General features: G+C 41.7%; 19 protein-coding genes. 15 read left to right on the top strand and 4 right to left on the bottom strand.

The window, feature by feature from the left end:
- Positions 1-23: 23 nt before the first annotated feature.
- The 10 genes from IRQ78_RS11020 to IRQ78_RS10975 all read left to right on the top strand — a co-directional run bounded on the left by IRQ78_RS11020 (position 24) and on the right by IRQ78_RS10975 (position 10825).
- Positions 24-2258, top strand: coding sequence for an ABC transporter permease subunit (locus IRQ78_RS11020; RefSeq protein WP_194442158.1), 2235 nt, complete (start codon positions 24-26; stop codon positions 2256-2258).
- Positions 2259-2273: 15 nt separating this feature from the next.
- Positions 2274-3923: a phosphate ABC transporter permease PstA gene (pstA, locus tag IRQ78_RS11015; RefSeq protein WP_054552474.1), complete on the top strand. Its 1650-nt coding sequence runs from the start codon at positions 2274-2276 to the stop codon at positions 3921-3923.
- A gap of 26 nt (positions 3924-3949) precedes the next feature.
- A complete protein-coding gene (gene pstB, locus IRQ78_RS11010) occupies positions 3950-4777 on the top strand; it encodes a phosphate ABC transporter ATP-binding protein PstB (RefSeq protein ID WP_054552475.1) in 828 nt (275 codons plus the stop codon).
- A gap of 47 nt (positions 4778-4824) precedes the next feature.
- Complete coding sequence (gene phoU, locus IRQ78_RS11005; protein WP_054552476.1) at positions 4825-5526, top strand: phosphate signaling complex protein PhoU; 702 nt, start codon at positions 4825-4827, stop codon at positions 5524-5526.
- A gap of 150 nt (positions 5527-5676) precedes the next feature.
- Positions 5677-6354, top strand: coding sequence for a TIGR00153 family protein (locus IRQ78_RS11000; protein ID WP_054552477.1), 678 nt, complete (start codon positions 5677-5679; stop codon positions 6352-6354).
- 42 nt (positions 6355-6396) lie between these two features.
- Positions 6397-7665 (top strand): inorganic phosphate transporter, encoded by a 1269-nt coding sequence (locus tag IRQ78_RS10995; RefSeq protein WP_054552478.1) that lies wholly within the window; start codon positions 6397-6399, stop codon positions 7663-7665.
- 76 nt (positions 7666-7741) lie between these two features.
- Positions 7742-8659: a hydrogen peroxide-inducible genes activator gene (locus tag IRQ78_RS10990; RefSeq protein ID WP_054552479.1), complete on the top strand. Its 918-nt coding sequence runs from the start codon at positions 7742-7744 to the stop codon at positions 8657-8659.
- 121 nt (positions 8660-8780) lie between these two features.
- Complete coding sequence (locus IRQ78_RS10985) at positions 8781-9323, top strand: RNA polymerase sigma factor (RefSeq protein ID WP_138616857.1); 543 nt, start codon at positions 8781-8783, stop codon at positions 9321-9323.
- Positions 9316-9915, top strand: a complete 600-nt coding sequence (locus tag IRQ78_RS10980; RefSeq protein WP_194442156.1) for a hypothetical protein — start codon at positions 9316-9318, stop codon at positions 9913-9915. Before IRQ78_RS10985 ends, IRQ78_RS10980 begins: the two co-directional genes overlap by 8 nt.
- Position 9916: 1 nt before the next feature.
- The gene (locus IRQ78_RS10975) at positions 9917-10825 is read left to right on the top strand and encodes a hypothetical protein (protein ID WP_194442154.1); all 909 of its coding nucleotides are present in this window, start codon (positions 9917-9919) and stop codon (positions 10823-10825) included.
- A 23-nt stretch (positions 10826-10848) separates the two neighbouring features.
- On the opposite strand, the gene IRQ78_RS10970 is transcribed toward IRQ78_RS10975, so the two are convergent.
- Positions 10849-11052, bottom strand: a complete 204-nt coding sequence (locus IRQ78_RS10970; protein ID WP_054552483.1) for a hypothetical protein — start codon at positions 11050-11052, stop codon at positions 10849-10851.
- A gap of 233 nt (positions 11053-11285) precedes the next feature.
- Positions 11286-13796: a two-component system response regulator gene (locus IRQ78_RS10965; protein ID WP_054552484.1), complete on the bottom strand. Its 2511-nt coding sequence runs from the start codon at positions 13794-13796 to the stop codon at positions 11286-11288.
- Between the two features lie 214 nt (positions 13797-14010).
- Here IRQ78_RS10965 and queA point away from each other — a divergent pair, with 214 nt between their 5' ends.
- From queA to secF, 5 genes are all read left to right on the top strand, one after another.
- Positions 14011-15042, top strand: a complete 1032-nt coding sequence (queA, locus tag IRQ78_RS10960; RefSeq protein WP_194442152.1) for a tRNA preQ1(34) S-adenosylmethionine ribosyltransferase-isomerase QueA — start codon at positions 14011-14013, stop codon at positions 15040-15042.
- A 138-nt stretch (positions 15043-15180) separates the two neighbouring features.
- Positions 15181-16308 (top strand): tRNA guanosine(34) transglycosylase Tgt, encoded by a 1128-nt coding sequence (tgt, locus tag IRQ78_RS10955; RefSeq protein WP_058583935.1) that lies wholly within the window; start codon positions 15181-15183, stop codon positions 16306-16308.
- Between the two features lie 29 nt (positions 16309-16337).
- A complete protein-coding gene (gene yajC, locus IRQ78_RS10950; protein WP_036973302.1) occupies positions 16338-16676 on the top strand; it encodes a preprotein translocase subunit YajC in 339 nt (112 codons plus the stop codon).
- Between the two features lie 22 nt (positions 16677-16698).
- Positions 16699-18558 (top strand): protein translocase subunit SecD, encoded by a 1860-nt coding sequence (secD, locus tag IRQ78_RS10945; RefSeq protein WP_194442150.1) that lies wholly within the window; start codon positions 16699-16701, stop codon positions 18556-18558.
- Between the two features lie 8 nt (positions 18559-18566).
- On the top strand, positions 18567-19514 hold the full coding sequence (secF, locus tag IRQ78_RS10940) for a protein translocase subunit SecF (RefSeq protein ID WP_054552488.1): 948 nt from the start codon (positions 18567-18569) through the stop codon (positions 19512-19514).
- A 64-nt stretch (positions 19515-19578) separates the two neighbouring features.
- Here secF and IRQ78_RS10935 read toward each other — a convergent pair whose 3' ends face one another.
- Both IRQ78_RS10935 and IRQ78_RS10930 read right to left on the bottom strand, forming a co-directional pair.
- Complete coding sequence (locus tag IRQ78_RS10935) at positions 19579-21075, bottom strand: mannitol dehydrogenase family protein (RefSeq protein WP_194442148.1); 1497 nt, start codon at positions 21073-21075, stop codon at positions 19579-19581.
- A gap of 17 nt (positions 21076-21092) precedes the next feature.
- Positions 21093-22805: a purine-cytosine permease family protein gene (locus IRQ78_RS10930; protein WP_138600197.1), complete on the bottom strand. Its 1713-nt coding sequence runs from the start codon at positions 22803-22805 to the stop codon at positions 21093-21095.
- Positions 22806-23352 lie beyond the last annotated feature (547 nt).

The raw sequence follows: 23352 nt of genomic DNA, 5'->3' as shown, positions 1-23352 counted from the left end.
CGTTAAGTTTTAAGGGTGTTTTGATGACTTCCAATCCGAATAAACCTACCTTTCATACGGATAGAAGCCGTCTATTTAAAGACAGGTTTGCCAAGTGGGGTATTTCCGCGGGTGGCGTAATGGTGCTTGTAGCACTGCTACTCATATTCTTTTACCTTCTTTATGTTGTTCAACCTATTTTTGAATCAGCAAAAGTAGAAACACGTAATAGTGTAAAACTACAAAATGCGTCAGAAGTTGTTGGCCTTGGCATTGAAGAGCAAACAGAAGTTGCCTTTTTACTCGGTGAAAAAGGTAATGTGGACTTTTACAATGTTGAAAAAGAGCAATTTGGTAAAAAGATCACCACTCTTAATACAGAATTACCAAGCGATGTAAGCAGCTTTGCAAGCTCTGCACCGTTTCAGGGGCAATACGCATACGGCCTAGAGAATGGCTCTGTTGTTGTGGTTGCGCCAAAATTCTTAGTGACATTCCCGAACAACCAACGCCAATTAACACCGCGTTTAGATTACCCGTTGGGTGATATGGCGCTTGAGGTTGACGATCAAGGTGCGGCAATCACTAAATTTGCATTTAGCCACTACGAAGATAAAACAGCTGTTGTTGCTTTAACCGCTGACAAGCGCGTTTTATTTAGCAGCTTTGTGGGTGAAGAAAACATGTTCACCGGCGAAGTAGAGTGGGTTGTTGAGCGTACTGAGCTTGATATCGAAGGTCGTGTTGATGAGCTATTAATTTCACCTGATACAACACGTACATTCGTGCGTTCAGCAAATCAAATTTACGTATATGATACCCGTTACCCTTCTGAAGTTGAGCAAATCCAACTGCTTGCAGCGAACGAAGAAAACGCGAACCTAGTTTCAACTCAGCTATTAGCGGGTGCCAACTCACTGATGCTTGCTAACGATAATGGCGAAGTATCACAGTGGTTTGAAGTAAACACTGAAAATGGCCGTGAGTTCCAAAAGATTCGTGCATTTGAAACCAGCAAGCAATCGAAACTAAATATTTTTACTGAGTTCTATCGTCGTACCTTCTTCACAGCGGGTGCTAACGGTGAGCTTGGTATTTATTACACAACCAGTGATGCAAAACTGTGGCAAGGTAAAGTAAGCGAAGGTCCAATTCAAAACTTTGCTATTTCACCACGTTCAAATGCGGCACTGATTCTTGCTGATGACGCGTTAAAAGTGATTGAAATCCATAACGAGCACCCAGAAGTAACCTGGTCTGCATTATGGCAAGAAGTGTGGTACGAAGGCTATCCAGAGCCGGGTTATATCTGGCAGTCAACGTCTGCGAGTGATGACTTTGAATCTAAGTTCTCGTTAGTGCCAATTTCATTCGGTACGATTAAAGCTGCAATGTACGCAATGTTATTTGCGGTACCCATTGCGCTTTCAGCGGCAATTTACACGGCGTACTTTATGTCGAGTGAATTACGTAAAGTGGTTAAGCCGACTGTAGAAATTATGGAAGCATTACCAACGGTAATCTTAGGTTTCTTAGCTGGTCTTTGGTTAGCACCATTAATTGAAGAACATTTACCAGCGATTGTCGGATTATTGGTGTTGCTGCCAATTGGTATCTTATTAACTGCATTCGGCTGGAACAAACTACCGGCGTCAATTCGTCACCGTATTCCTGAAGGTTCGCATTCAATTTTACTTATCCCAGTGGTTATCTTTATTGGCTGGTTATCGTTTGCGATGAGTAACTCAATTGAGCTTTGGATGTTTGACGGTAATGTGCGTCAGTACCTAACCAATGAATTAGGTATGACATTCGACCAACGTAACTCACTAGTTGTTGGTATTGCGATGGGCTTTGCTGTTATCCCAACTATTTTCTCAATTGCTGAAGATGCGGTATTCAGTGTTCCTAAGCACTTATCAAACGGTTCATTAGCACTTGGTGCAACGCAATGGCAAACATTGGTTCGCGTAGTACTACTAACAGCAAGCCCGGGTATCTTCTCAGCAGTAATGATGGGCCTAGGCCGTGCGGTAGGTGAAACAATGATTGTACTAATGGCAACAGGTAATACACCTATTATGGACTGGAGTATCTTCCAGGGTATGAGAACACTTGCAGCGAATATCGCGGTAGAAATGCCAGAGTCTGAGGTAGGTAGCTCGCATTATCGCATCCTATTCTTAGCAGCATTTGTATTATTCATATTCACATTCGTTTTCAACACAGTGGCTGAGTTTGTTCGTCAGCAACTGCGTGAAAAATACAGTTCAATGTAGGTGGAGAGACACGACATGGTAAAGCAGTGGTTTAAGTCTGGTTCTCCTTGGATTTGGATGACCGGCGGTGCGGTAAGCATCAGTTTAATCTCGGTTCTTGGCTTACTAGCCATGATTGCTTGGAAAGGTTTAAGCTTTTTCTGGCCATCAGAAGTAGTGCAATTTGAGCTGCAAGGCTCTGTTGCAAAACAAACAGTGATCGGTGAAATTTATGACCGTGAACTAGTTGCAAAATCACGTATTGAGGCGACGGGCGTTGATTTATCTCATTACGACAAAGAGCAGCTAGAGCGCTTACTGATCAAAACCGGTAACCGTGAGTATGTTGATCTCGATTTCCGTTGGGTACTAGAGACAGACATTACATCGCGTACTGCGCCAGCAGAGCTTGCAGTATTCGAACGTAGCAAAAACGGTAACTTTTACGGTTATGTTGAGCAGGTTATTAAAGACGGTGAAGTTATCACAGATAACAAAATAGACGTGCTTTATGATCTTGTAGAGCGTGCAGTTGACCTAAATGACCAAGCACTCGATTTACAAAACGGTGATATTGGTCATATTAACTATGAACTTGAGCGTTTACGCTTAAAAGAAAAAGCATACCAGCTTGATAACGAACTAACCGATGAGCGTGTTGCTGAGCTTGCACAAACTCGTGCTGAGTTACGTGCTGAATACACAGTGTTAGAAAAACAGTTGTTTGCACTTCGTAAAGAGGCAAAGCGTGACCAAGTAACTGTGAGAGACATGCGCGGTGAAGTGGTTACTTTACCTCTGTATCAAGTTCTTGATGTGTGGTTCCCTAATGACATGGGCTTCTTTGCTAAGCTTGGTCACTATTTTGTACAACTTGGTAAGTTTGTAGCGGATGACCCACGTGAAGCAAACACTGAAGGTGGTGTATTCCCGGCAATTTTCGGTACTGTATTCATGGTATTACTAATGGCAGTGATTGTGACGCCATTTGGTGTGGTTGCAGCGATTTACTTGCATGAATACGCAGCAAAAAATGCCGTGACTAAGATGATCCGTATCGCGGTAATCAACCTTGCGGGTGTACCTTCGATTGTATACGGTGTATTTGGTCTAGGTTTCTTTGTATACATGCTCGGTGGCAGCATTGACCAATTATTCTACCCTGAGTCGTCGCCAAGCCCAGTATTTGGTACGCCAGGTGTGATTTGGTCTGCATTAACGCTCGCAATTTTAACGCTGCCTGTTGTTATTGTTTCGACAGAAGAAGGTTTATCACGTATACCAAGTACGGTTCGTCATGGTTCATTAGCACTTGGCGCAACAAAAGCAGAAACGCTATGGCGCATCATCATTCCGATGGCAAGCCCTGCGATTATGACAGGTTTAATCCTAGCGGTTGCACGTGCAGCCGGTGAAGTAGCACCACTCATGCTTGTTGGTGTTGTTAAGATGGCACCAACACTGCCTCTTGACGGTAACTTCCCATACATACATTTAGATAGAAAATTTATGCACTTAGGTTTCCATATTTACGATGTTGGTTTCCAAAGCCCTAACGTAGAAGCGGCTCGTCCGCTGGTATATGCCACGGCATTCTTACTGGTATCAGTAATTATCGCCCTGAATATCACCGCGATTGGTATTCGTAACCACTTACGCGAAAAGTTTAGAGCTCTTGAGCATTAATACAGAATTTTTATAGGTAGACAGAGATGATTACAGTTGCACCACAAGTAAACCAAGCGAAAAGCGCGGCAAAGCTAGATTTAGATAACCTAACTGCAGAGCAAACAGCGTTAGAGATTAAAAACTTAGATCTATACTACGGTGATAAACAAGCGCTTAGCGGCGTAAATATGAACATCCCGAAAGGTCAGGTAACAGCATTTATCGGTCCATCGGGTTGTGGTAAATCAACACTTTTACGTTGTATCAACCGTATGAACGACCTTGTTGATAGCTGTCGTATTGATGGTGAGATCTTACTACATGGTCACAATATCTATGATAAGAATGTAGATGTTGCTGCACTACGAAGAAATGTCGGGATGGTATTCCAACGTCCTAATCCATTTCCAAAATCAATCTACGAAAATGTCGTTTATGGCCTACGCTTACAAGGTATTAAAGAAAAGCGTAAACTAGACGAAGTGGTTGAACAATCTTTACGTGGCGCGGCGTTATGGGATGAAGTTAAAGACCGTTTACACGATAGTGCATTTGGCTTATCGGGTGGTCAGCAACAGCGTCTTGTAATTGCTCGCTCAATTGCTATCGAGCCTGAAGTACTACTTCTGGATGAGCCTACATCGGCACTAGATCCAATTTCTACTTTAGTTATCGAAGAGCTAATTAACGACTTAAAGAATAAGTTTACCGTGGTAATCGTTACTCACAACATGCAACAGGCTGCTCGTGTATCAGACCAAACTGCGTTTATGTACATGGGTGAGTTGATTGAGTATTCAGATACCAATACGTTATTTACAACACCAAGCAAGAAGAAAACAGAAGACTACATTACAGGCCGTTACGGTTAGTTAATAAAGTTACTTGGTACCGTAAACGAAATTTATAGAGGTAGACAATGGAACATAATATCAATAAACACATTTCGGGCCGCTTTAATGAAGAGCTTGAAAATGTGCGTAACCATGTATTAAACATGGGTGGTTTAGTTGAACAACAACTAAACAGTGCACTGGATGCTGTTAGCAATGGTGATGCAGATCTTGCACAGAAAGTTCGTGAAAACGACTATAAAGTAAATGCAATGGAAGTGAATATTGACGAAGAATGTACACGCATTATTGCTCGTCGTCAGCCGGCAGCGAGTGACTTACGTCTTGTCATTGCCATTGCAAAAACAATTGCCGACTTAGAGCGTATTGGCGATGAAGCTGAGCGTATTGCTAAAGTCGCACTAGACTCATTTACTAAAGATCAGCAAGACTTATTGGTAAACATTGAAAACATGGGTCGCCAAGTATCGAAAATGCTTCATGATGTACTTGATGCATTTGCACGTATGGATGTGCAATGTGCGTTTGAAGTACATAAAGAAGACGCTAAAGTTGACCGTGAATACGAAGCAATTACCCGTCAAATTATGACATATATGATGGAAGATCCACGCTCAATCCCGAAAATTATGGATTTAGTGTGGTCAGTACGTTCATTAGAGCGTATTGGCGATCGCTGCCAGAATATTGCTGAATACATCATCTATTTTGTTAACGGTAAAGATATTCGTCATACATCTCAAGCAGATATAGAAAAGTCGCTGTAATTAAGCCGCTACTTTTCATTACTAAATCGAGCGGCCCTAGGGCCGCTTTGTGTTTTATTGCTGATGTAAGGCAGAAAAAGCGTTCACAATCGAACACAATGCTGTAAAATTCGCAGCTGCCAAAGCATACTAATTTATAAAGGGTCAGTTATGCCTACAAATGCATTTTTAGGGGTTTTTGCTAAATCACCTATTAAGCCTATGGAAGATCACATTAAGAAAGTACATCAAGCAAGTAAAGCATTGATCCCTTTCTTTAATCACGTGTTTAAAGAAGAATGGCAAGAAGCGGAAGAAATCCGTTTAAACATTCGTAATTTAGAGCGTGAAGCTGATGAAATGAAACGTAACATCCGCCTTCAACTACCTCGTGGCTTATTTATGCCAGTTGAGCGTACCGATTTGCTAGAGCTTGTTACTCAACAAGACAAAATTGCTAACAAAGCAAAAGATATCGCAGGTCGTGTAGTTGGTCGTGAGATGATCATACCTACCGAAATCCAAACAGATTTCCTTGCTTATGTAACTCGTTGTGTTGATGCGACTAAACAAGCGTCAAAAGCAATCAATGAGCTAGATGAGCTGCTTGAAACGGGCTTCAAAGGTCGCGAAGTGACTTTAGTTGAAAAAATGCTCGTTGAATTGGACGCTATTGAACAAGACACGGATGACATGCAGATCAAAATTCGCCGTCAATTGCGCGCCATCGAAAATGAACTTAACCCAGTCGACGTGATGTTCTTATACAAGATCATTGAGTGGGTGGGCGAGCTTGCAGATATTGCAGAGCGCGTAGGTTCTCGTCTTGAGCTGATGTTAGCTCGTTAATTAAAAATCAGTTCAAACACGAAAAAATTAAAGGTTCACACAATGGATATCATTGCAAATTACGGCACGTTATTGGTTTTAACTGCCGCCGCAGTCGGTTTCTTTATGGCTTATGGTATTGGTGCAAATGACGTTGCCAATGCAATGGGTACATCAGTAGGCTCAAAAGCACTTACAATTAAACAAGCAATCATCATCGCGATGGTGTTTGAATTCGCTGGCGCATACCTTGCCGGTGGTGAGGTTACATCTACAATCCGTAAAGGGATTATCGATGCCACGCCATTTATGGACATACCTGAGTTAATGATACTCGGTATGATTGCCGCTTTATTCGCTGCAGGTAGCTGGTTATTAATTGCCTCTTTCTTAGGCTGGCCAGTATCTACGACTCACTCAATCATTGGTGCCATCATTGGTTTCGCATTGGTTGCAGTAGGTAGTGAAGCAATCCAATGGAACAAGGTAATGGGTATCGTAGGTAGCTGGATTGTTACCCCTGCTATCTCTGGTTTTATTGCTTATTTGATTTTCATGAGTGCGCAAAAGCTAATTTTTGACACTGATGCACCACTTAAAAATGCTAAGCGTTACGTGCCTATCTATATGGGTCTAGCGGGCTTCATCATGTCACTTGTAACAATCAAGAAAGGCTTGAAGCATATCGGTATTAACTTAGGTGCTGTTGAAGGTTATGCGCTTTCTATCGCGATTGCTGTTGTAGTTGCTATCATCGGTAAGATTGCGATTGCTCGCCTTAAAATCGATCCTAAAGCTGATAAGAAAATGCAGTTCAACAACGTTGAGAAAGTGTTCGCAGTACTTATGGTACTAACAGCATGTTGTATGGCATTCGCACACGGTTCAAATGACGTTGCTAACGCGATTGGTCCATTAGCTGCTGTTGTAAACATTGTTGAGCACAACGGTGAAATCGCTAAGAAAGCGGCTATCGCATGGTGGATTTTACCATTAGGTGGTTTAGGTATTGTTGCTGGTCTTGCTATCTTAGGTAAGAAGGTAATTAAGACCATCGGTGAAGGCATCACGCACTTAACACCAAGCCGTGGTTTTGCTGCTGAACTTGCTGCTGCTTCAACAGTTGTTATCGCATCAGGTACTGGTTTACCTATTTCTACTACGCAAACACTTGTAGGTGCGGTACTAGGTGTTGGTATGGCACGCGGTATTGCGGCTCTTAACATGGGTGTTGTAAGAAACATTGTAGTTTCTTGGGTAATTACATTGCCAGTTGGCGCAGCCCTTGCTATTGTTATTTTCTATGTACTGAGAACTGCCTTCGGGGTATAAAAAGTACTAAAAGACTTTTAGCTTGAAAAGATCTCAATGCCTTAGGTATTGGGGTCTTTTTATTTGCAGGTAGAGAATGAATAACTTACCAAGTATTAAACAACTACAGTATTTATTAGCAGTCCACCAACATCAACACTTTGGCCGCGCAGCAAGCGCCTGTTTTATCGGTCAATCAACCTTAAGTAGTGCAATTCAAAACTTAGAAGAAACCTTAGGTTGCCAACTTATAGAGCGTGAAAACCGCAGCCTAATGTTTACCGCAATTGGTGAAGAGGTTGTCGAAAAAGCACGTAAGATTATTGACGACACCCTTAGCCTTAAAGAGCTGACAAAGAGTTTTTTAACGCCTTTGAGTGGCACTCTCACGCTTGGTGTGATCCCGACGATTGCCAGCTTTATTGCTGCACCTTTATATCATTTCTGCAAACAGACCTTTACCGAGTTAGAGCTAGTGCTAGTTGAAGACACCAGTGACAAACTGCTCGACAAACTTGAACATGGGCAAATTGATATGGCATTGCTGGCTTTACCGTATGACACTGAAAAGTTTCATACACAAGTACTTGCTAAAGACCACTTCAGTCTAGTGCATCATAAAGATTATACTCCAGCAGATGGTGTGGAAGATTTTAATCTTTTACCGGATGCGAGTGTGTTCTTACTAGAACGTGAGCACTGCATGACTGGCCATGCACTAAGTGCTTGCCATTTGAATCGCTCAAGTTGTATTAACCCATTTGAAGCGGCAAGCTTACATACGCTATTAAGTATGGTTGAACACCAGCTTGGTGTTACTTTTTTACCACAAATGGCTATCAATGCAGGCATTTTAGATAAAAAAGAGATGGTCGCAACACCATCGCAAAATGATGCATACCGAGATATTGGTATCGTGTGGCGTAAAACCACGGGCCGGATCAGAGACTTTAGGCTATTTAGCCAGCAGCTAGAGCTGTTTCTCAATAAGCAATGTAGCTTAGACGGTCAATGAACAAAAAACCCCAAATAAAAAATATTTGGGGTTTTTTATTATTTAAGCAAACTATTTTTTTCCTTCCCTCGACTAACATAATAACAAAACCATTAAAGGCAGATCAGATGACGAGGCTAGTTTGTTTTTTCAATCACTTGAAACACTAATTACTAAAGCGCAACAGGGTAATAAACGGGCGTGGTTGAAATTAGTCAAGCAGCACGAAACACAGGTATATAACTATTGCCTAAGGATGTTAAGTCACCCTGATGATGCAATGGATTTAATGCAAGAAGTGTTTATTTCTGTTTATAAAAGCTTACCGAGCTTTCGTGGTGAATCGAGTTTCAATACTTGGCTCTATCAAATTGTGCATAGGCGTAGTGTTGAATATTACCGCCGCCGTAAGCTGCATCAAGGTTTAGACGATATACCAGAAGAAACCTGCGAGCATAGTGAGTTAGAAACCAATCAACTGCAATCTGAGCAGCATCATGAACTCAAAGTAATGATGAACAATTTACCCTGGGAGCAACGCCTGGTGGTGGAGTTAAAGTTTTTTCAGCACTGTACATTTGAAGAAATCGCTGAGCAATTAGGTATTTCGACCAATACAGCTAAATCAAGACTATACAGTGCTCTAGGCAAGTTAAAAGTGCATTTGGAGGCCGTAGATGGCTAATTTAGATTCATTATTTACCGCATGGTTAGAAGGCGAAAGCCTCACTGAAGAGCAAATTGCGTTGCTACAAGCCAATGCTGAGTATGCATCAATGATGAACAATGCAATGCAGTGGCAACAACAAAGTCAACATTATGAAACGGTACCCGTACCAAATTGGGATAGAGAGTCTACGATGCCCAAAGTACAAAAACAAAGTCTGTTTTTTGGTGCTGGGGTGTGGGCAGTGGCTGCGTCAATAGTATTTTGCGCGTGGGTTTTTGTTAGTAATCCACAGCAAGGAAACCAGCAGTTACTAGAGCAAGTGGCCAAGCAAACCAATTTATTAGAGTCACAACAAAAGCAAATTGATCAGTTACAAAATATCATTACTGCGCAAAACGAAGTGCAGCAACAGCAGATGTACCAACTGGCCAAAGAAGCGATTAGAACCGGGCGAGTAGAGCGCCAAGAAGATATTGCCAGCGTGCTGGCTTATATCAAAACACAGCGTGCCCAAGACCAAGCGTACTTACGTATGCAGTTAAATGATTTAGCAGAGCAAGTGGAAGGCGGACCATTGCCAACCGTTGCCAACAATTTGGAGTATTAAGATGTCAAAATACAAATCAACTACGGCTGCATTATTGCTTTTCGCAGCAGTAAGTGTGCAAGCACAAGCAAATGATGAATTGGATAAAATTCAGCGTGAAGTCGGGATTATGGAAAAGATTCTCTCAGCGGCGTTAAAACAAGATACTGATAACAAGGTAAGGAATGTCTCTTCGAGTTATTTGCAGCATCAAGGCGTGGTGTTTAGTTTTGATGTACGAGGCAGTTCACGCTGGTCTACAGTGTTTGCCTCTGTGCCCGATGCGCCGTTGCCACCAATGCCTGATATTGATTTTGAAGAACTCACTGAAATAGAAGTACTAGGCGAGCATGTGCAAGTGATCAGCGATGCGGTGGTAGTGAAAACGCAAGAAGCCTACCAACAAGCTATGGAAGTGATGCGCGAAAGTGCAGAGCGAGTACGTGAAGTGGCTGAGCAAGAGCGCGATGTAAGCCGTGAAATTCGTGATCTTGAACGTGAAAAGCGCGACCTTGAATTTGATCGTCGCCACGATAAAGATGCCAAAGAGCAAGAGCTCGAAAAACGTAAACAAGCATTACAAGCATCGATTAAAGAGCTTGAAAAGCAACAGCTAAAGTTATCACAAAAGCAGCAGCAAATGCGCAAAGAGTTAGCTGAGAAAAAACAAGCCCGCTTAAAAGAGCAAAAGCAACAGCTAGCAGCCCTAGCACAGCAAGTAGATAAAAGCTTATCTCTGACTCTATGTGATTATGGTAGCGGTTTAAGAAGCCTGCCTAACGATGAACATGTGAGCTTTATCATCCGTGGTGTTAGCGAAGGTAAAACTGAACAAGTAAAAGTGTTTAAAAAGTCTGACATTAAAAAGTGTGTGGTTGGCGATATAAAAGCCGCGCAATTACTCGAAAAAGCATCAAGTTATAGTTTTTAAATTCTCCCAACTAAAAAAGCAGCCTAAAGTGGCTGCTTTTCATTCATTGAAAATGGTTTTAAGTCGGGTAAAAACAACAAGTAAACCCACACGACTAAGTTAAAGTAAGGTACTAAACCTAACCCTGTAAAGGTTTTTACCGGATACCCTTTTAAGCTCGCATTACGGTAACATTGATACGCTATCCCTAAATTTACAATCAGCAACAAAACGATAAGTTGTGTCATCACTTTTCTCCATTATACCGCCAATACATGGACTTAACGATGTTAAGTTATGCTTAGTATGTTTAATATAATAAGTAATGTCATGTTTATTATAGATAATCACTATAAAAACACGACATTTAACCTTGCTGTGGATTTAAGTATAGATGAGTATTGTCAGTATGGAAGCAAAATTACTTAGAAAAAATGTTTAAAAATGTATCAAGCTTTGCTCTAAATAGGCTAGATAATTGTTAGTTAAACAGATTATTTTCAGATATTTTTTTTAGTTCAGCCGTTATTTTTTCAACAGGCATCGGGCGAGCAATGAAGTAACCTTGCCCATAATCTACGCCGATATCTTTTAGCGCTAAAAATATCTCTTGATTTTCAACATATTCAGCAACAGAGCGCTTATCAAGGGAACGGCTAATATCATTAATTGCCTTTACCAGCGCTAAATCGATTGGGTCGTTCAGCATGTCGCGAACAAATGAACCATCAATTTTTACATGTTGAGCCGGTAATTGTTTAAGGTAGTTGAAGGTACTAAAGCCTGTACCAAAGTCATCAATTGAGAAGTGACACCCTAAGCCGTTCAAACGCTCGATCATGGCACGGGTTGCAACGAGGTTATTAATACTCGCAGACTCTGTGATCTCAAAAATGATACGTGTTGGTTCAACAGCATATTCTTTTAAGCTCGACTCTATATGAGGCAGTAAGCGTTCATCTAAAAACGACTGTGCTGATAAGTTAATTGCTATTTGATTGAGTTCCGGGTACTCGGCAACACTCTTAATTGCATTACGAATAACACATTGATCCATTAAAAATGTATCATTTAGAAGTTCAAGAGCTGGGATAAATTGATTTGGGTAAACAATTTCATCGTTTAATTTTAAGCGTAATAGCGCTTCAAAATAGGCAACATGGCCGCGCTTAAAGTCCCAAATAGGCTGATAGTGAAGCTCGATAGCATCGTGCTGTAATGCCTGACGAATACTGTGCCCCCACTCTAACCCCGCTTGTAAGCTATTGTGGCTGGAGTCTTCTTTAGAGTAGCAATGAACGAGGTTACGTCCTAAGCTTTTTGCTACATAAAGAGCGATATCAGCTTGTTTTAAGCATTCACTTGGATCGTTATTTTGCTCAGTGATTTGTGTTAAACCAATTGAACAGCTAATTGAGTACTCTTGGCCTTCTGAATGAAAACGGTGTTTTTCAATCGCCATGCAAATGCTTTCTGCAACCAAGTGTGCATCGAGTAGGTTCGTATTTTTTAAGATCACGGCGAATTCATCACCACCGATGCGGCACACTAAGTGCTCATCACTGATATTCGCTGTAAATAACTGAGCAACTTCTTTTAGAACGATGTCGCCTTGTTGGTGACCTTTACTGTCGTTGATGATTTTAAAGTGATCTAAGTCGATATAAATTAGCGCATGCTCGGTATCGTTACTGGTGTACTTGGCCTTACAAATACGTTGTAATTGTTGGTCAAAGTAATAACGGTTATGCAGCTCTGTGAGCGTATCGTGCAAGGCTAAATGACGAAGTTGTAGCTCTGCCTGTTTACGCTCATGAATGTTATCGATAGTGGCGGTAATAGTCGCTGAGTTTTGGCTATTTTTTATTAGTTGTAAGCGACATTCAACCCAAATGGCATTACCATTTTTATGTTTTAGCTGGATCTCGACCTGTTGCTGTTGCTCACCACCAAGCAAAATACGCTGAATGGTATCTTGTAGCTTTGTTTTGCACTCCGGTAAGCAAAAGTCTGTTAGTGACTTTGCTAAACTAGATTTTATGCCATAGCCCGTTAAATGCTCCCAAGCTGGGTTAATAAAGCGAATATTACCCTCTTGGTTAAACTCAAGTACCACCGTATTTAGGTGTAATAAAATACGTTGGTGGGCAGAAAACAGCTCTTTATAACGGCTTTGACTTTGGCTTAGTTGTTCTACTTTTTGTGCAAACTCTGCGTAGCTCACCATGAAATCTTCACGACGAGCAGCGTGGTCACACACTTTGCTTAATAACGAGTGATCGTAAGGGGCGCGAATAAAATCAGTAACGCCAGAAAGTAACAACTGCTCCGCGTAATCTGCATCATTGTTATCAATGATGGTTACAATCGCTTGTTTTGGGTTGTGTTGTAATATTTCGCTAATTAACCCAGCTGCGGTATCAGAATGAGACTCGGTGGCGTCAATCAATACAATGGCAAATTTTTGTTGTAAAAAAGTAGCTAGCGTCGCTTTTGTAGACGTGGTGTGAGTAATAGCAAAACTGAGTTTAAGCTGCTCGCTAATATCTTTTGCTTTGCGACTATCGGTTTCAAGTAGCAATAAATTAAGGCGACTACTTTTCTCAAGATGGGTTGATAACACGTTGGCTAACATTTGCGGCAGCATATCTTGGCGTTCAAATGGCAATACGGCATCAATGCCATAGCTGCGAGCCGTGGTTTCGGCTATACGTTCACAATAAATTGGTGGAGTAAGTAAAATAGGTGTGTTTTTTGGTGTTTTTAATAACCCTGAACGGATCATGCGCGAAAAACGCCAACCATCAATCTTACCAACCTCAAGACCGGTAATGATAATATCCACTGGGTGGCTTTTAAGAATTTTTAGCGCATCTTGAGAGTCACTGGCTTCGATAAACGTGAAGACATTAAGTTTGTTTAATGTGGTCTTAATTGTTTCACGCTCAGCAACGCTTGCGTTTAAAATTAGCAGTTTCAACTGCTTTGCCATGGCGCTACTACCTCTTACCTAACCCATGTTTATTGAATAGGCTAGAATAATGACATTTTGCCTAATCTACAAGCAAACTTTACCTAAAAGCGGTTAATAAGCACTTAAGTGTGTAAACCTGTAAACGGCCATTCACTTGGTCTAGGGCTTTGCTTGAGGTAGTAGGCGTATCAGAGTAAACTTGGCGCGTTTTTATTAATGAGAGATATGCTCTATGCGCGTAGCTGATTTTAGCTTTGACCTTCCTGATGAATTAATTGCTCGTTTTCCGAAAGCAGATCGAACTAGCAGTCGTTTACTGACGCTTGATGGCCCATCAGGGCAAGTTGAGCATAAAGTATTTAGTGATATTTTATCGCTCGTTAATGAAAATGACTTATTAGTTTTCAATAACACCAAAGTGATCCCTGCTCGCATGTTTGGGCAAAAAGAATCAGGCGGTAAGCTTGAGGTGTTAGTAGAGCGTGTACTTGACGAACACCGTGTGCTTGCGCATGTACGAGCTAGTAAATCGCCAAAACCAGGCTCAAAAATCATTCTAGAAGGTAAAGCAGAAGCAACCATGGTTACGCGTCATGGCGAGCTTTTTGAGCTTGAATTTGCCAAAGACGAAAATGTACTCGATATCCTAAACGAGATCGGTCATATGCCATTACCACCTTATATTGACCGCCCTGATAATGAGTCAGATCGTGAGCGTTATCAAACTGTTTATGGTGAAAAGCCAGGTGCCGTAGCCGCGCCAACAGCTGGCCTGCATTTTGATGATAAATTAATGGCAGCCTTAAAAGACAAGGGCATTAACATGGCCTTTGTGACCTTGCACGTGGGCGCTGGTACATTCCAGCCTGTGCGCGTTGACTCAGTTGATGAGCATGTTATGCACTCAGAGTACATCGAAGTACCAGATGAAGTGGTTAAAGCGGTAGCCGAAACGAAAGCAAAAGGTGGTCGTGTAATCGCTGTAGGGACTACATCAGTCCGCTCATTAGAGTCAGCAGCTAAAGTGCACGGCGGCAAACTAGATACTTACTTTGGCGATACCGATATCTTTATTTATCCGGGTTATCAGTTCAATGTGGTTGATGCCATGGTGACAAACTTCCATTTACCTGAATCAACGTTAATCATGTTAGTCAGTGCCTTTGCAGGCCAAGAGAACATAATGGGTGCTTACCATACGGCTATTGAGCAGAAGTATCGCTTCTTTAGTTATGGTGATGCGATGTTCTTAACGCGCAAATAACGTTAAAAAGCCCAGTTTTTGAACTGGGCTTTTTATTTTCGAATTTAGCTCAATTAATAGTAATAAACCTGCAAACAGGGTAGAATCGAGCGGTTAAATTATAGCTTGTTGGACTGTTTTTCCGACACTGAGGATAATATGAAATTTGAATTAGACCGCACTGACGGTAAAGCGCGCCGCGGCCGCTTGATTTTTGAACGTGGTGTTGTAGAAACGCCAGCATTTATGCCGGTAGGTACTTACGGTACTGTAAAAGGTATGACGCCTGACGAAGTGAAAGATACTGGTGCACAAATTTGCCTAGGTAACACTTTCCACTTAATGCTGCGTCCTGGTACAGAAATCATTAAGCAGCACGGTGATTTACACGACTTTATGAATTGGGATCGTCCAATCCTAACTGATTCAGGCGGTTTCCAAGTATTCAGCTTAGGCGCAATGCGCAAAATCACAGAAGAAGGCGTGATGTTCAGCTCACCCGTTAATGGTGAAAAAATCATGCTTTCGCCAGAAAAAGCGATGCAAGTTCAGCGTGATCTAGGCTCTGACATCGTGATGATCTTTGACGAATGTACGCCATACCCTGCGACTGAAAAAGAAGCGAAAGATTCTATGGAGTTGTCACTTCGTTGGGCTAAACGCTCAAAAGAAGGTCATGGTGATAACCCAGCTGCGCTGTTTGGTATTATCCAAGGTGGTATGTACCCTGAGCTTCGTGCACAATCGCAAAAAGGCCTAGAAGAAATCGGCTTTGATGGTTATGCATTAGGTGGTTTATCGGTTGGTGAGCCGAAAAACGAGATGATCAACATTCTTGACCACTGTGCTTACAAAATGCCTGAAGACAAGCCTCGTTACTTAATGGGCGTTGGTAAACCTGAAGACTTAGTTGAAGCGGTTCGCCGTGGTATCGATATGTTTGACTGTGTGATGCCTACGCGTAACGCACGTAATGGTCATTTATTCGTAACTGGCGGCATTGTTAAAATTCGTAATGCAGTACATAAAACAGACACCGGTCCATTGGATCCTGAGTGTGATTGTCATACGTGTAAAAACTATTCACGTGCATACTTGCATCATCTTGATAAATGTAATGAAATCTTAGGCGCACGTCTAAACACGATTCACAACTTACGTTATTATCAACGCGTGATGGAAGGCTTACGTAATGCCATCAGTAATGGCAAACTAGACGAATTTGTTGCAGATTTTTATGCACGCCGCGGCCAAGAAGTGCCAGAGCTTGCAGATACATCAGATTAAATTTTTAGAAAAATTAAAGAGGAAGTGAAATGAGTTTATTCATCTCAAACGCCCACGCAAGTGCGGCAGGTGCAGCACCAGCAGGTGGTGGCATGGAAATGCTAATCATGTTGGGTATTTTCGGTCTGGTATTTTATTTCTTAATCTACCGTCCACAAGCTAAGCGTGTAAAAGAGCATAAAGCCCTAATGAGCGCAATGGCGAAAGGCGACGAAGTACTAACGCAAGGTGGTTTAGTAGGTAAGATTGCTAAAATCGCTGATGACAAAGACTTTATCGTGATTTCATTAAACGACCAAGCAGAAGTAACAGTACAAAAATCAGCTGTTTCTGCAGTATTGCCAAAAGGCACTATGAAGTCGCTATAACAATAAAAATAAGGACTCACACGTGTTAAACAAGTTTCCATTATGGAAGTATTTACTTGTTCTTGTAGTGTTAGTCGTTGGTATTTTATATGCCTCTCCTAACTTGTATGGCCGAGACCCGGCCATACAAGTATCGGGCACTAAAGGTACTGATGCTGACCTCAGCGTACTCGATAAAGTAAATGCGACTCTCAAAGAACATAACGTTACTGTTAAATCAAGCAAACTTGAAGATGGACAAATCCTCGTTCGTTTTAAGAATGTTGAAGACCAACTAAAAGCGCAAGATCTACTGCGTGATTCCCTTAGTGAAGATTATATCTCTGCAATCAATATGGCACCTGCTCAACCAGAGTGGTTAAAGTCACTGGGTGGTAACCCAATGAAACTAGGCCTAGATTTAAGCGGTGGTGTTCACTTTACTATGGAAATCGACATGGCGACGGCGGTTGATACTCAGCTTGAGCAAATGGAACAAGATTTCAAAAGTGACTTACGTGAAGAAAAACTACGTTATCGCACTATTCGCCGTGTAGCGAACAGCGAGCGATTACGTGTTGAAATGCGTAACGAAGAAGATAAAGACGCAGCAGAGCGTTTCTTATCAACTCGTTACCCATTAAACGTTTACGTTGATGATAGCAGCAGCGACAATGCTTTTTACGTGAGCATGAGCGAGCAAAAGTTAAAAGAAATTCGTGACTACGCTATCAAGCAAAACGAAACGATTATCCGTAACCGTATTAACCAAATCGGTGTTGCAGAGCCTAACGTACAGCGCCAAGGTGCTGAGCGTATCATCGTGCAACTTCCGGGTGTACAAGATACAGCGCGTGCTAAAGAGATTCTAGGTGCAACTGCAACTCTAGAGTTCCGTGAAGTTGACGAAAACGCAGATGCAAGTGCAGCCCTGCAAGGCCGTTTACCGCCTGGTACAGAAATGATCATGGCGCGTGAAGGTTACCCAGTGGTTCTTAAGCAGCGCATCATTCTTGAAGGTAGCCACATCACTGGCGCGCAATCAGGTATGGATGAGTATCAACGTCCACAAGTTAGTATTACGCTAGATAGCAAAGGTGGCGCAAAAATGAATGCGTTCACTAAGCGTGCTATCGGTAAACGCATGGCTACAGTATTTATCGAATACAAGCCATCAGGTAAAACAGATGAAAACGGTAAAGCACTTCCGCCAATTAAAGTTGAAGAAGTGATTAACGTGGCGACCATTCAAGCGCGTCTTGACCGTTCATTCCGTATTACAGGTATCGATAACCCAGCTGAAGCACACAACCTTAGCCTATTACTTCGTGCTGGTGCACTGGTTGCGCCAATTCAAATCGTTGAAGAACGTACGGTAGGTCCAAGCCTAGGTCAAGAGAACATCGAAGCGGGTATGACTGCCGTTGTGCTTGGTTTCGTGTTTGTACTGGTATTTATGCTTATTTACTACAAAGGTTTCGGCATGGTGGCGAATATCGCTCTGGGTGCCAACCTAGTATTAATTGTTGGTGTGATGTCACTTATTCCGGGTGCTGCGTTAACGTTACCGGGTATTGCAGGTATCGTATTAACCGTCGGTATGGCCGTTGATGCCAATGTACTTATCTTCGAACGTATTCGTGAAGAACTTGCTGATGGCCGTAGTCCACAACAAGCTGTTCATTTTGGTTACGACAGCGCGTTTAGCACCATTTTAGATGCTAACATCACAACGCTTATCGCAGCAGTGATTCTATTTGCAGTGGGTACAGGTCCTATTGCTGGTTTCGCAGTAACGCTAGCGATTGGTATTATCACCTCTATGTTTACAGCCATTGTTGGTACCCGTGCGGTAATCAACTTGTTCATTGGCGGTAAGCGTATTGATAAGTTGTCGATTTAGGAGTCAGCATGCAAATTTTAAAACTCGGTGGTAAAACACTCCCGTTTATGAAGTTAAGAAAGTTTGCCATGACATTATCAACTTTGTTGATTTTGGCTTCTTTCGTGTCGTTTTTTACTAAAGGCTTAAATTTTGGTCTCGACTTCACTGGCGGTACCGCTGTTGAGGTAGGCTTTACACAAGCACCTGATCTTAAAGAAGTACGTGATGCAATCACTGAAAGTGGCTTTGAAGATTTCTCAGTGCAACTGTTTGGCTCAAGTAAAGAAATTCTAGTGCGTCTTGCTCCGCAAGGTGCTGGCGTAAAAGCAGAAGTAATTGGCAACCAAATCATTACGGCATTACAAAAAGTTGAGTCGACAGTAGAAATGCGTCGTATCGAATTTGTTGGCCCAAGTGTTGGTGAAGATCTAAAAGAGCAGGGTGGCCTTGCCATGTTAACTGCGCTTATCTGTATCTTAATTTACGTTGCGTTTCGTTTTGAATGGCGTTTTGCGGTAGGTGCTGTATCAGCACTATTACACGACGTTATCATCACACTAGGCTTATTCTCTGTACTTGGCCTAGAGTTTGACTTAACGATTCTTGCGGCGATTTTGGCGGTAATAGGTTACTCACTCAACGATACCATCGTTGTATCTGACCGTATCCGTGAAAACTTCCGTAAAGTGCGCATTGATGACACGATTGAAATTATCGATATTTCATTAACGCAAACGTTAAACCGTACCCTAGTAACATCAATCACCACTATCCTAGTATTGATTGCGTTATTTGGCTGGGGTGGTCAAACGATCCACGGTTTCGCAACCGCATTACTATTTGGTGTGTTCATCGGTACTTATTCATCTGTTTATGTTGCTTCAGCTGTAGCAATTGCAATGGGTGTAAGTAAAGAAGACTTAATTCCTGAAGTAATTGAAAAAGAAGGCGCGGATCTCGATCCTATGCCTTAATCAGTGATACAAAAAGAAACCGCCCTAGGGCGGTTTTTTATTTTTAAACTTACTCTGCCTGATACTACTTGGCCTTATAACTACTTAACACCGCCTCCATAATCTGCTCAATTGCCACTCCCGCATAGAGTTGGCTGATGTAATATTTATATTCATTACAAAATGACTCGTTCTCAATAATTGAGCCGAAAATGCTCAGTTGCTCAAGAAAAGCAAGTGGTGAAATGCGTGATGCATGAGCAGCTTGCTGTAATGTTTCAGCCATATCATCGATAACCTCTAAAGACTGACCTTGTTGAGACGAATGCGTGTCGCTGTATAAGCACCAAGCTGCAATTACTAAATTAGCAATCGCACCATTCCCACCAATTTTAAGGTTCTCTACTATCGTAGGTACTAAAAAGGTGGAGACTTTACTTGCGCTTTGAGAGCAAATTCGTGCAAGGCTATCCTTGATGTTAGGGTTTGCAAATCGAGCTATCAGTGTTCGCTTATAATCACTTAGATCAATACCAGGTACGTCATCTAAAATCGGTGTTACTTCGTTATCCATGAAGTTGCTTACCACTGTAGCAAATAAGGGATCTGAAATTGTTTGCTCTATGGTTTGATAGCCACGCAAAGATCCGAGTATTCCCATAACAGTATGGCTTGCATTTAATAAGCGAATTTTCATGGTTTCATAAGGCGTTACATCATTGACTATTTGCGCACCTACTTTCTCCCAAGCTGGGCGTTGTTGACAAAATTTATCCTCGATGACCCATTGGTGAAAAGGCTCACACGTGACAGGCCATGAATCAATCACTCCCAGCTGTTCTGCTAGAGCAATATCTTTATCTGTGGTTGCAGGCGTAATACGGTCGACCATTGCATTAGGGAAGCTAACTTGATTTGCGACCCAATCAGCAAGCTCTGAGTCATATGAACTAATGTAAGTAACTAACATTTTTCGTATGACATCACCGTTGTGTTGAACATTATCACAAGACTGAACTGTAAACGGTTTTTGACCACTCTTTCTGCGGCGATCTAAAGCAGCAGCAAGGTAGCCAAAAATCAGCTTTGGCTTGTTTGGGTTTGCTAAGTCATGTTGTATATCAGGGTTTGAAAAATCGAACTCGCCGGTTGATGGATCATAGTTATAACCCCCTTCGGTTATTGTTAATGAAACAATCTGGGTTTCCTCAGTGGCCATTTTATTTATAACAGCTTCTGGATCATCTGGCGCTAAGAGAAAATCGGTTAAACAGCCAATTATTTGCGTATCAGTTTTGCCATTTGGGTGCTTTACCAATAGGGAGTACAGATAATCTTGTGCTTCTAAAGATTGCTTAATAGCCCGATCAGCCTCGCGTAAGCCTATACCGCATATGCCCCAACCTAAATCACCCGTATGGTTGATGTAGTTATCAGTATAGAAAGCTTGATGAGAGCGGTGAAACCCGCCCACACCAACATGGACAATCCCAGCTTTTAGTGATTGTCGGTTATAACGCGGCACTGATATAGATGTAGGAAAAGAGCTCAGTGTTGAGTTATTTAAAGAAAGTGCGCTCATGTTTTGCCCCCGAGCAGTTAAACGGCTGAAAATTGTTTTTTACGCTGCATAGCCCAATACGCACTCGCGAAGTAAATGATGGTACAAGCGAATCCACTATTGAAAAATAACGTTCTATTGTGTTCATAGGAAGCAACATCTGGTGAGTTGAACATGGCATTTGCTGCTAGCACCACAGTAACACCTAGACTTAACCAAGCAACCGCAGTGAGTACTTTGGTTAACAGGCGCTGATCAAGAATAAATGCTGGCTCATTGGCTGCTTGTTCGGCGTGAAATCTTTCTACTTTTTTATCAAAATTAGCTAGCTCTGCTTCTTCTTCAGGATACTTCTGCGCAGCGCCATTTCGTTTTGCTAATAAAATATATACGACAATACTGAATACCCAAGTTGGTAAGAAAAGGTAGTAGAATGGGATTATATTGATCGCGTTTAGTGTAAATCCGAACACTAGGCCAAGTGCCCACGCAATAACAGCCGCAGAGCTATGCTCAAGCTTTTTGTAGGTGACCCAATAACGAGTTAGACCTATCTTTGGAAATAAAAAATGTTCAGCAAAAACGATAGCGCCAACAGGTACGACTAAAAGTCCTGCGTATGTAAGAAGTGGCAGTAGCTTAGTAAATACAAATGGAAAGCAAGCAATTAAAACAGTAACAATGCCCACTAAAAATGTCGTTCTGGTACGCGAAAGGTTACTAAATATAGCTTGTGCAGCAAGACCAGCTCGGTATAAGTTTGCATTTGCTGTAGTCCAACCTGCAACAATAACAATAACTAACCCAGATAACCCAAGTGCATGGAACGCAACATCGCCAGGATCTAGCTCAGTAATCGACTTTTTCACCAAAACTGCTGTACCCGCACCCATAATGCCTGCAGAGATCCAAGCGATATAGTGACCAAATAACATACCGGCAGATGTGCATAAGCCATAGCTTTTTTTCTTCGCGTAACGCAGCAGAGCCATGTCTATTAAACCAAAGTGAGTGATGGTGTTTGCTGCCCAAGAGAAACCAATGACTTCTAATAGTCCTATGCCTGGCTCACCATTGGCATCTAACCCAGTCCATACAGAGACACTGCCAATGTGCATGAAGTCTCCCCAACTCGAGACAGAGGTTTCACCAATGACCGAATTGGCAAGTTCAGGCATGAGTACTAATGGACCGCTGATGAACATAACAAATAACCACGGAGCACAAATACCTGAGAATTGCGATACAGCGTTAAAACCATACATAGCAACCAATACAACGATAATGCCTACGGCAAGAACGACCATGACAAACCATGCGTTTGTTGGGTACCAATTTAATTGCGCGGGAATATCAAGTGCAAAGCGAACAGCCGTTGCAGAAACGGTGATCATAGCAGCAGAAATAACCGTAAAGATTATGACGTTCGCCCAGTTATATAACCGGGTCATTGAGTTTCCTGCTATTTTTTGAAGGTAAGTATATAGACTCAGGCGTGTTTCAACAGCAATTGGGGTGGTGATTAGTGTCCAGCTTAGCACGGCGAGAATATTACCAATTAGCAAGCCAAGCAGAATATCCGTCATGGTTGCGCCAAGTGCGACAAAGGTTGCGCCAAATACAAATTCAGTAGCAGCAACATGCTCTCCTGCGTATAAACCTAAAAAATGTCTCCATCCTTTGAGCTTATGTTTTGCAATAGGTAATTGCTCTTCTTCTATATGGTTTAGGTCTTTATGATTAGTATTCATAAGTAACGATCCCAGTACTTTTTAGGCATGCTGATTTGTAAGCAAATAGCTTAACTGCATCTTTATTTATGTGTTCATTGTTTAACACTAAAACTTTTTATTAGATAAATAGAAAATTTCAAAAATCAACACGCCCATGATTGTTGTCATTGAGTATTTACATAAAGTAAATCTTCCTGTTTGGGCAAATGGGTTGCACGTGGGCATAATCCTATTTTGATTGCTGTTTGTCAATGTTAATGAATCAGTCTATTTAATCGGCTGATTGTCATTAATAAGTCGAAGTAATTGCTCTTGTTCTGGAATTAAAGCTTCATCAAATCAATCTTGATAAAGTTGTTATTTTTTAGTTGGTTATGCGGGTGTTTAATTTTTCCTGAAATGGTGTTCATATGAAAGAGGATTAGTTTTATCCATTTTAATTTCTCTTTCACAGATTCTAATTTCTTTTAATTAGAATTTGAGCTCTATTTTTTGATGTTGACAAATATATTCTGTATTAGGAATATGCTCATGTTTATGTCATTTGCCCTTTCCTGGGCGTTGA

The organism is Pseudoalteromonas simplex, from assembly GCF_015278155.1.
GTDB lineage: Bacteria > Pseudomonadota > Gammaproteobacteria > Enterobacterales > Alteromonadaceae > Pseudoalteromonas > Pseudoalteromonas simplex.
This window is presented reverse-complemented; position numbering and strand designations above follow the sequence as displayed.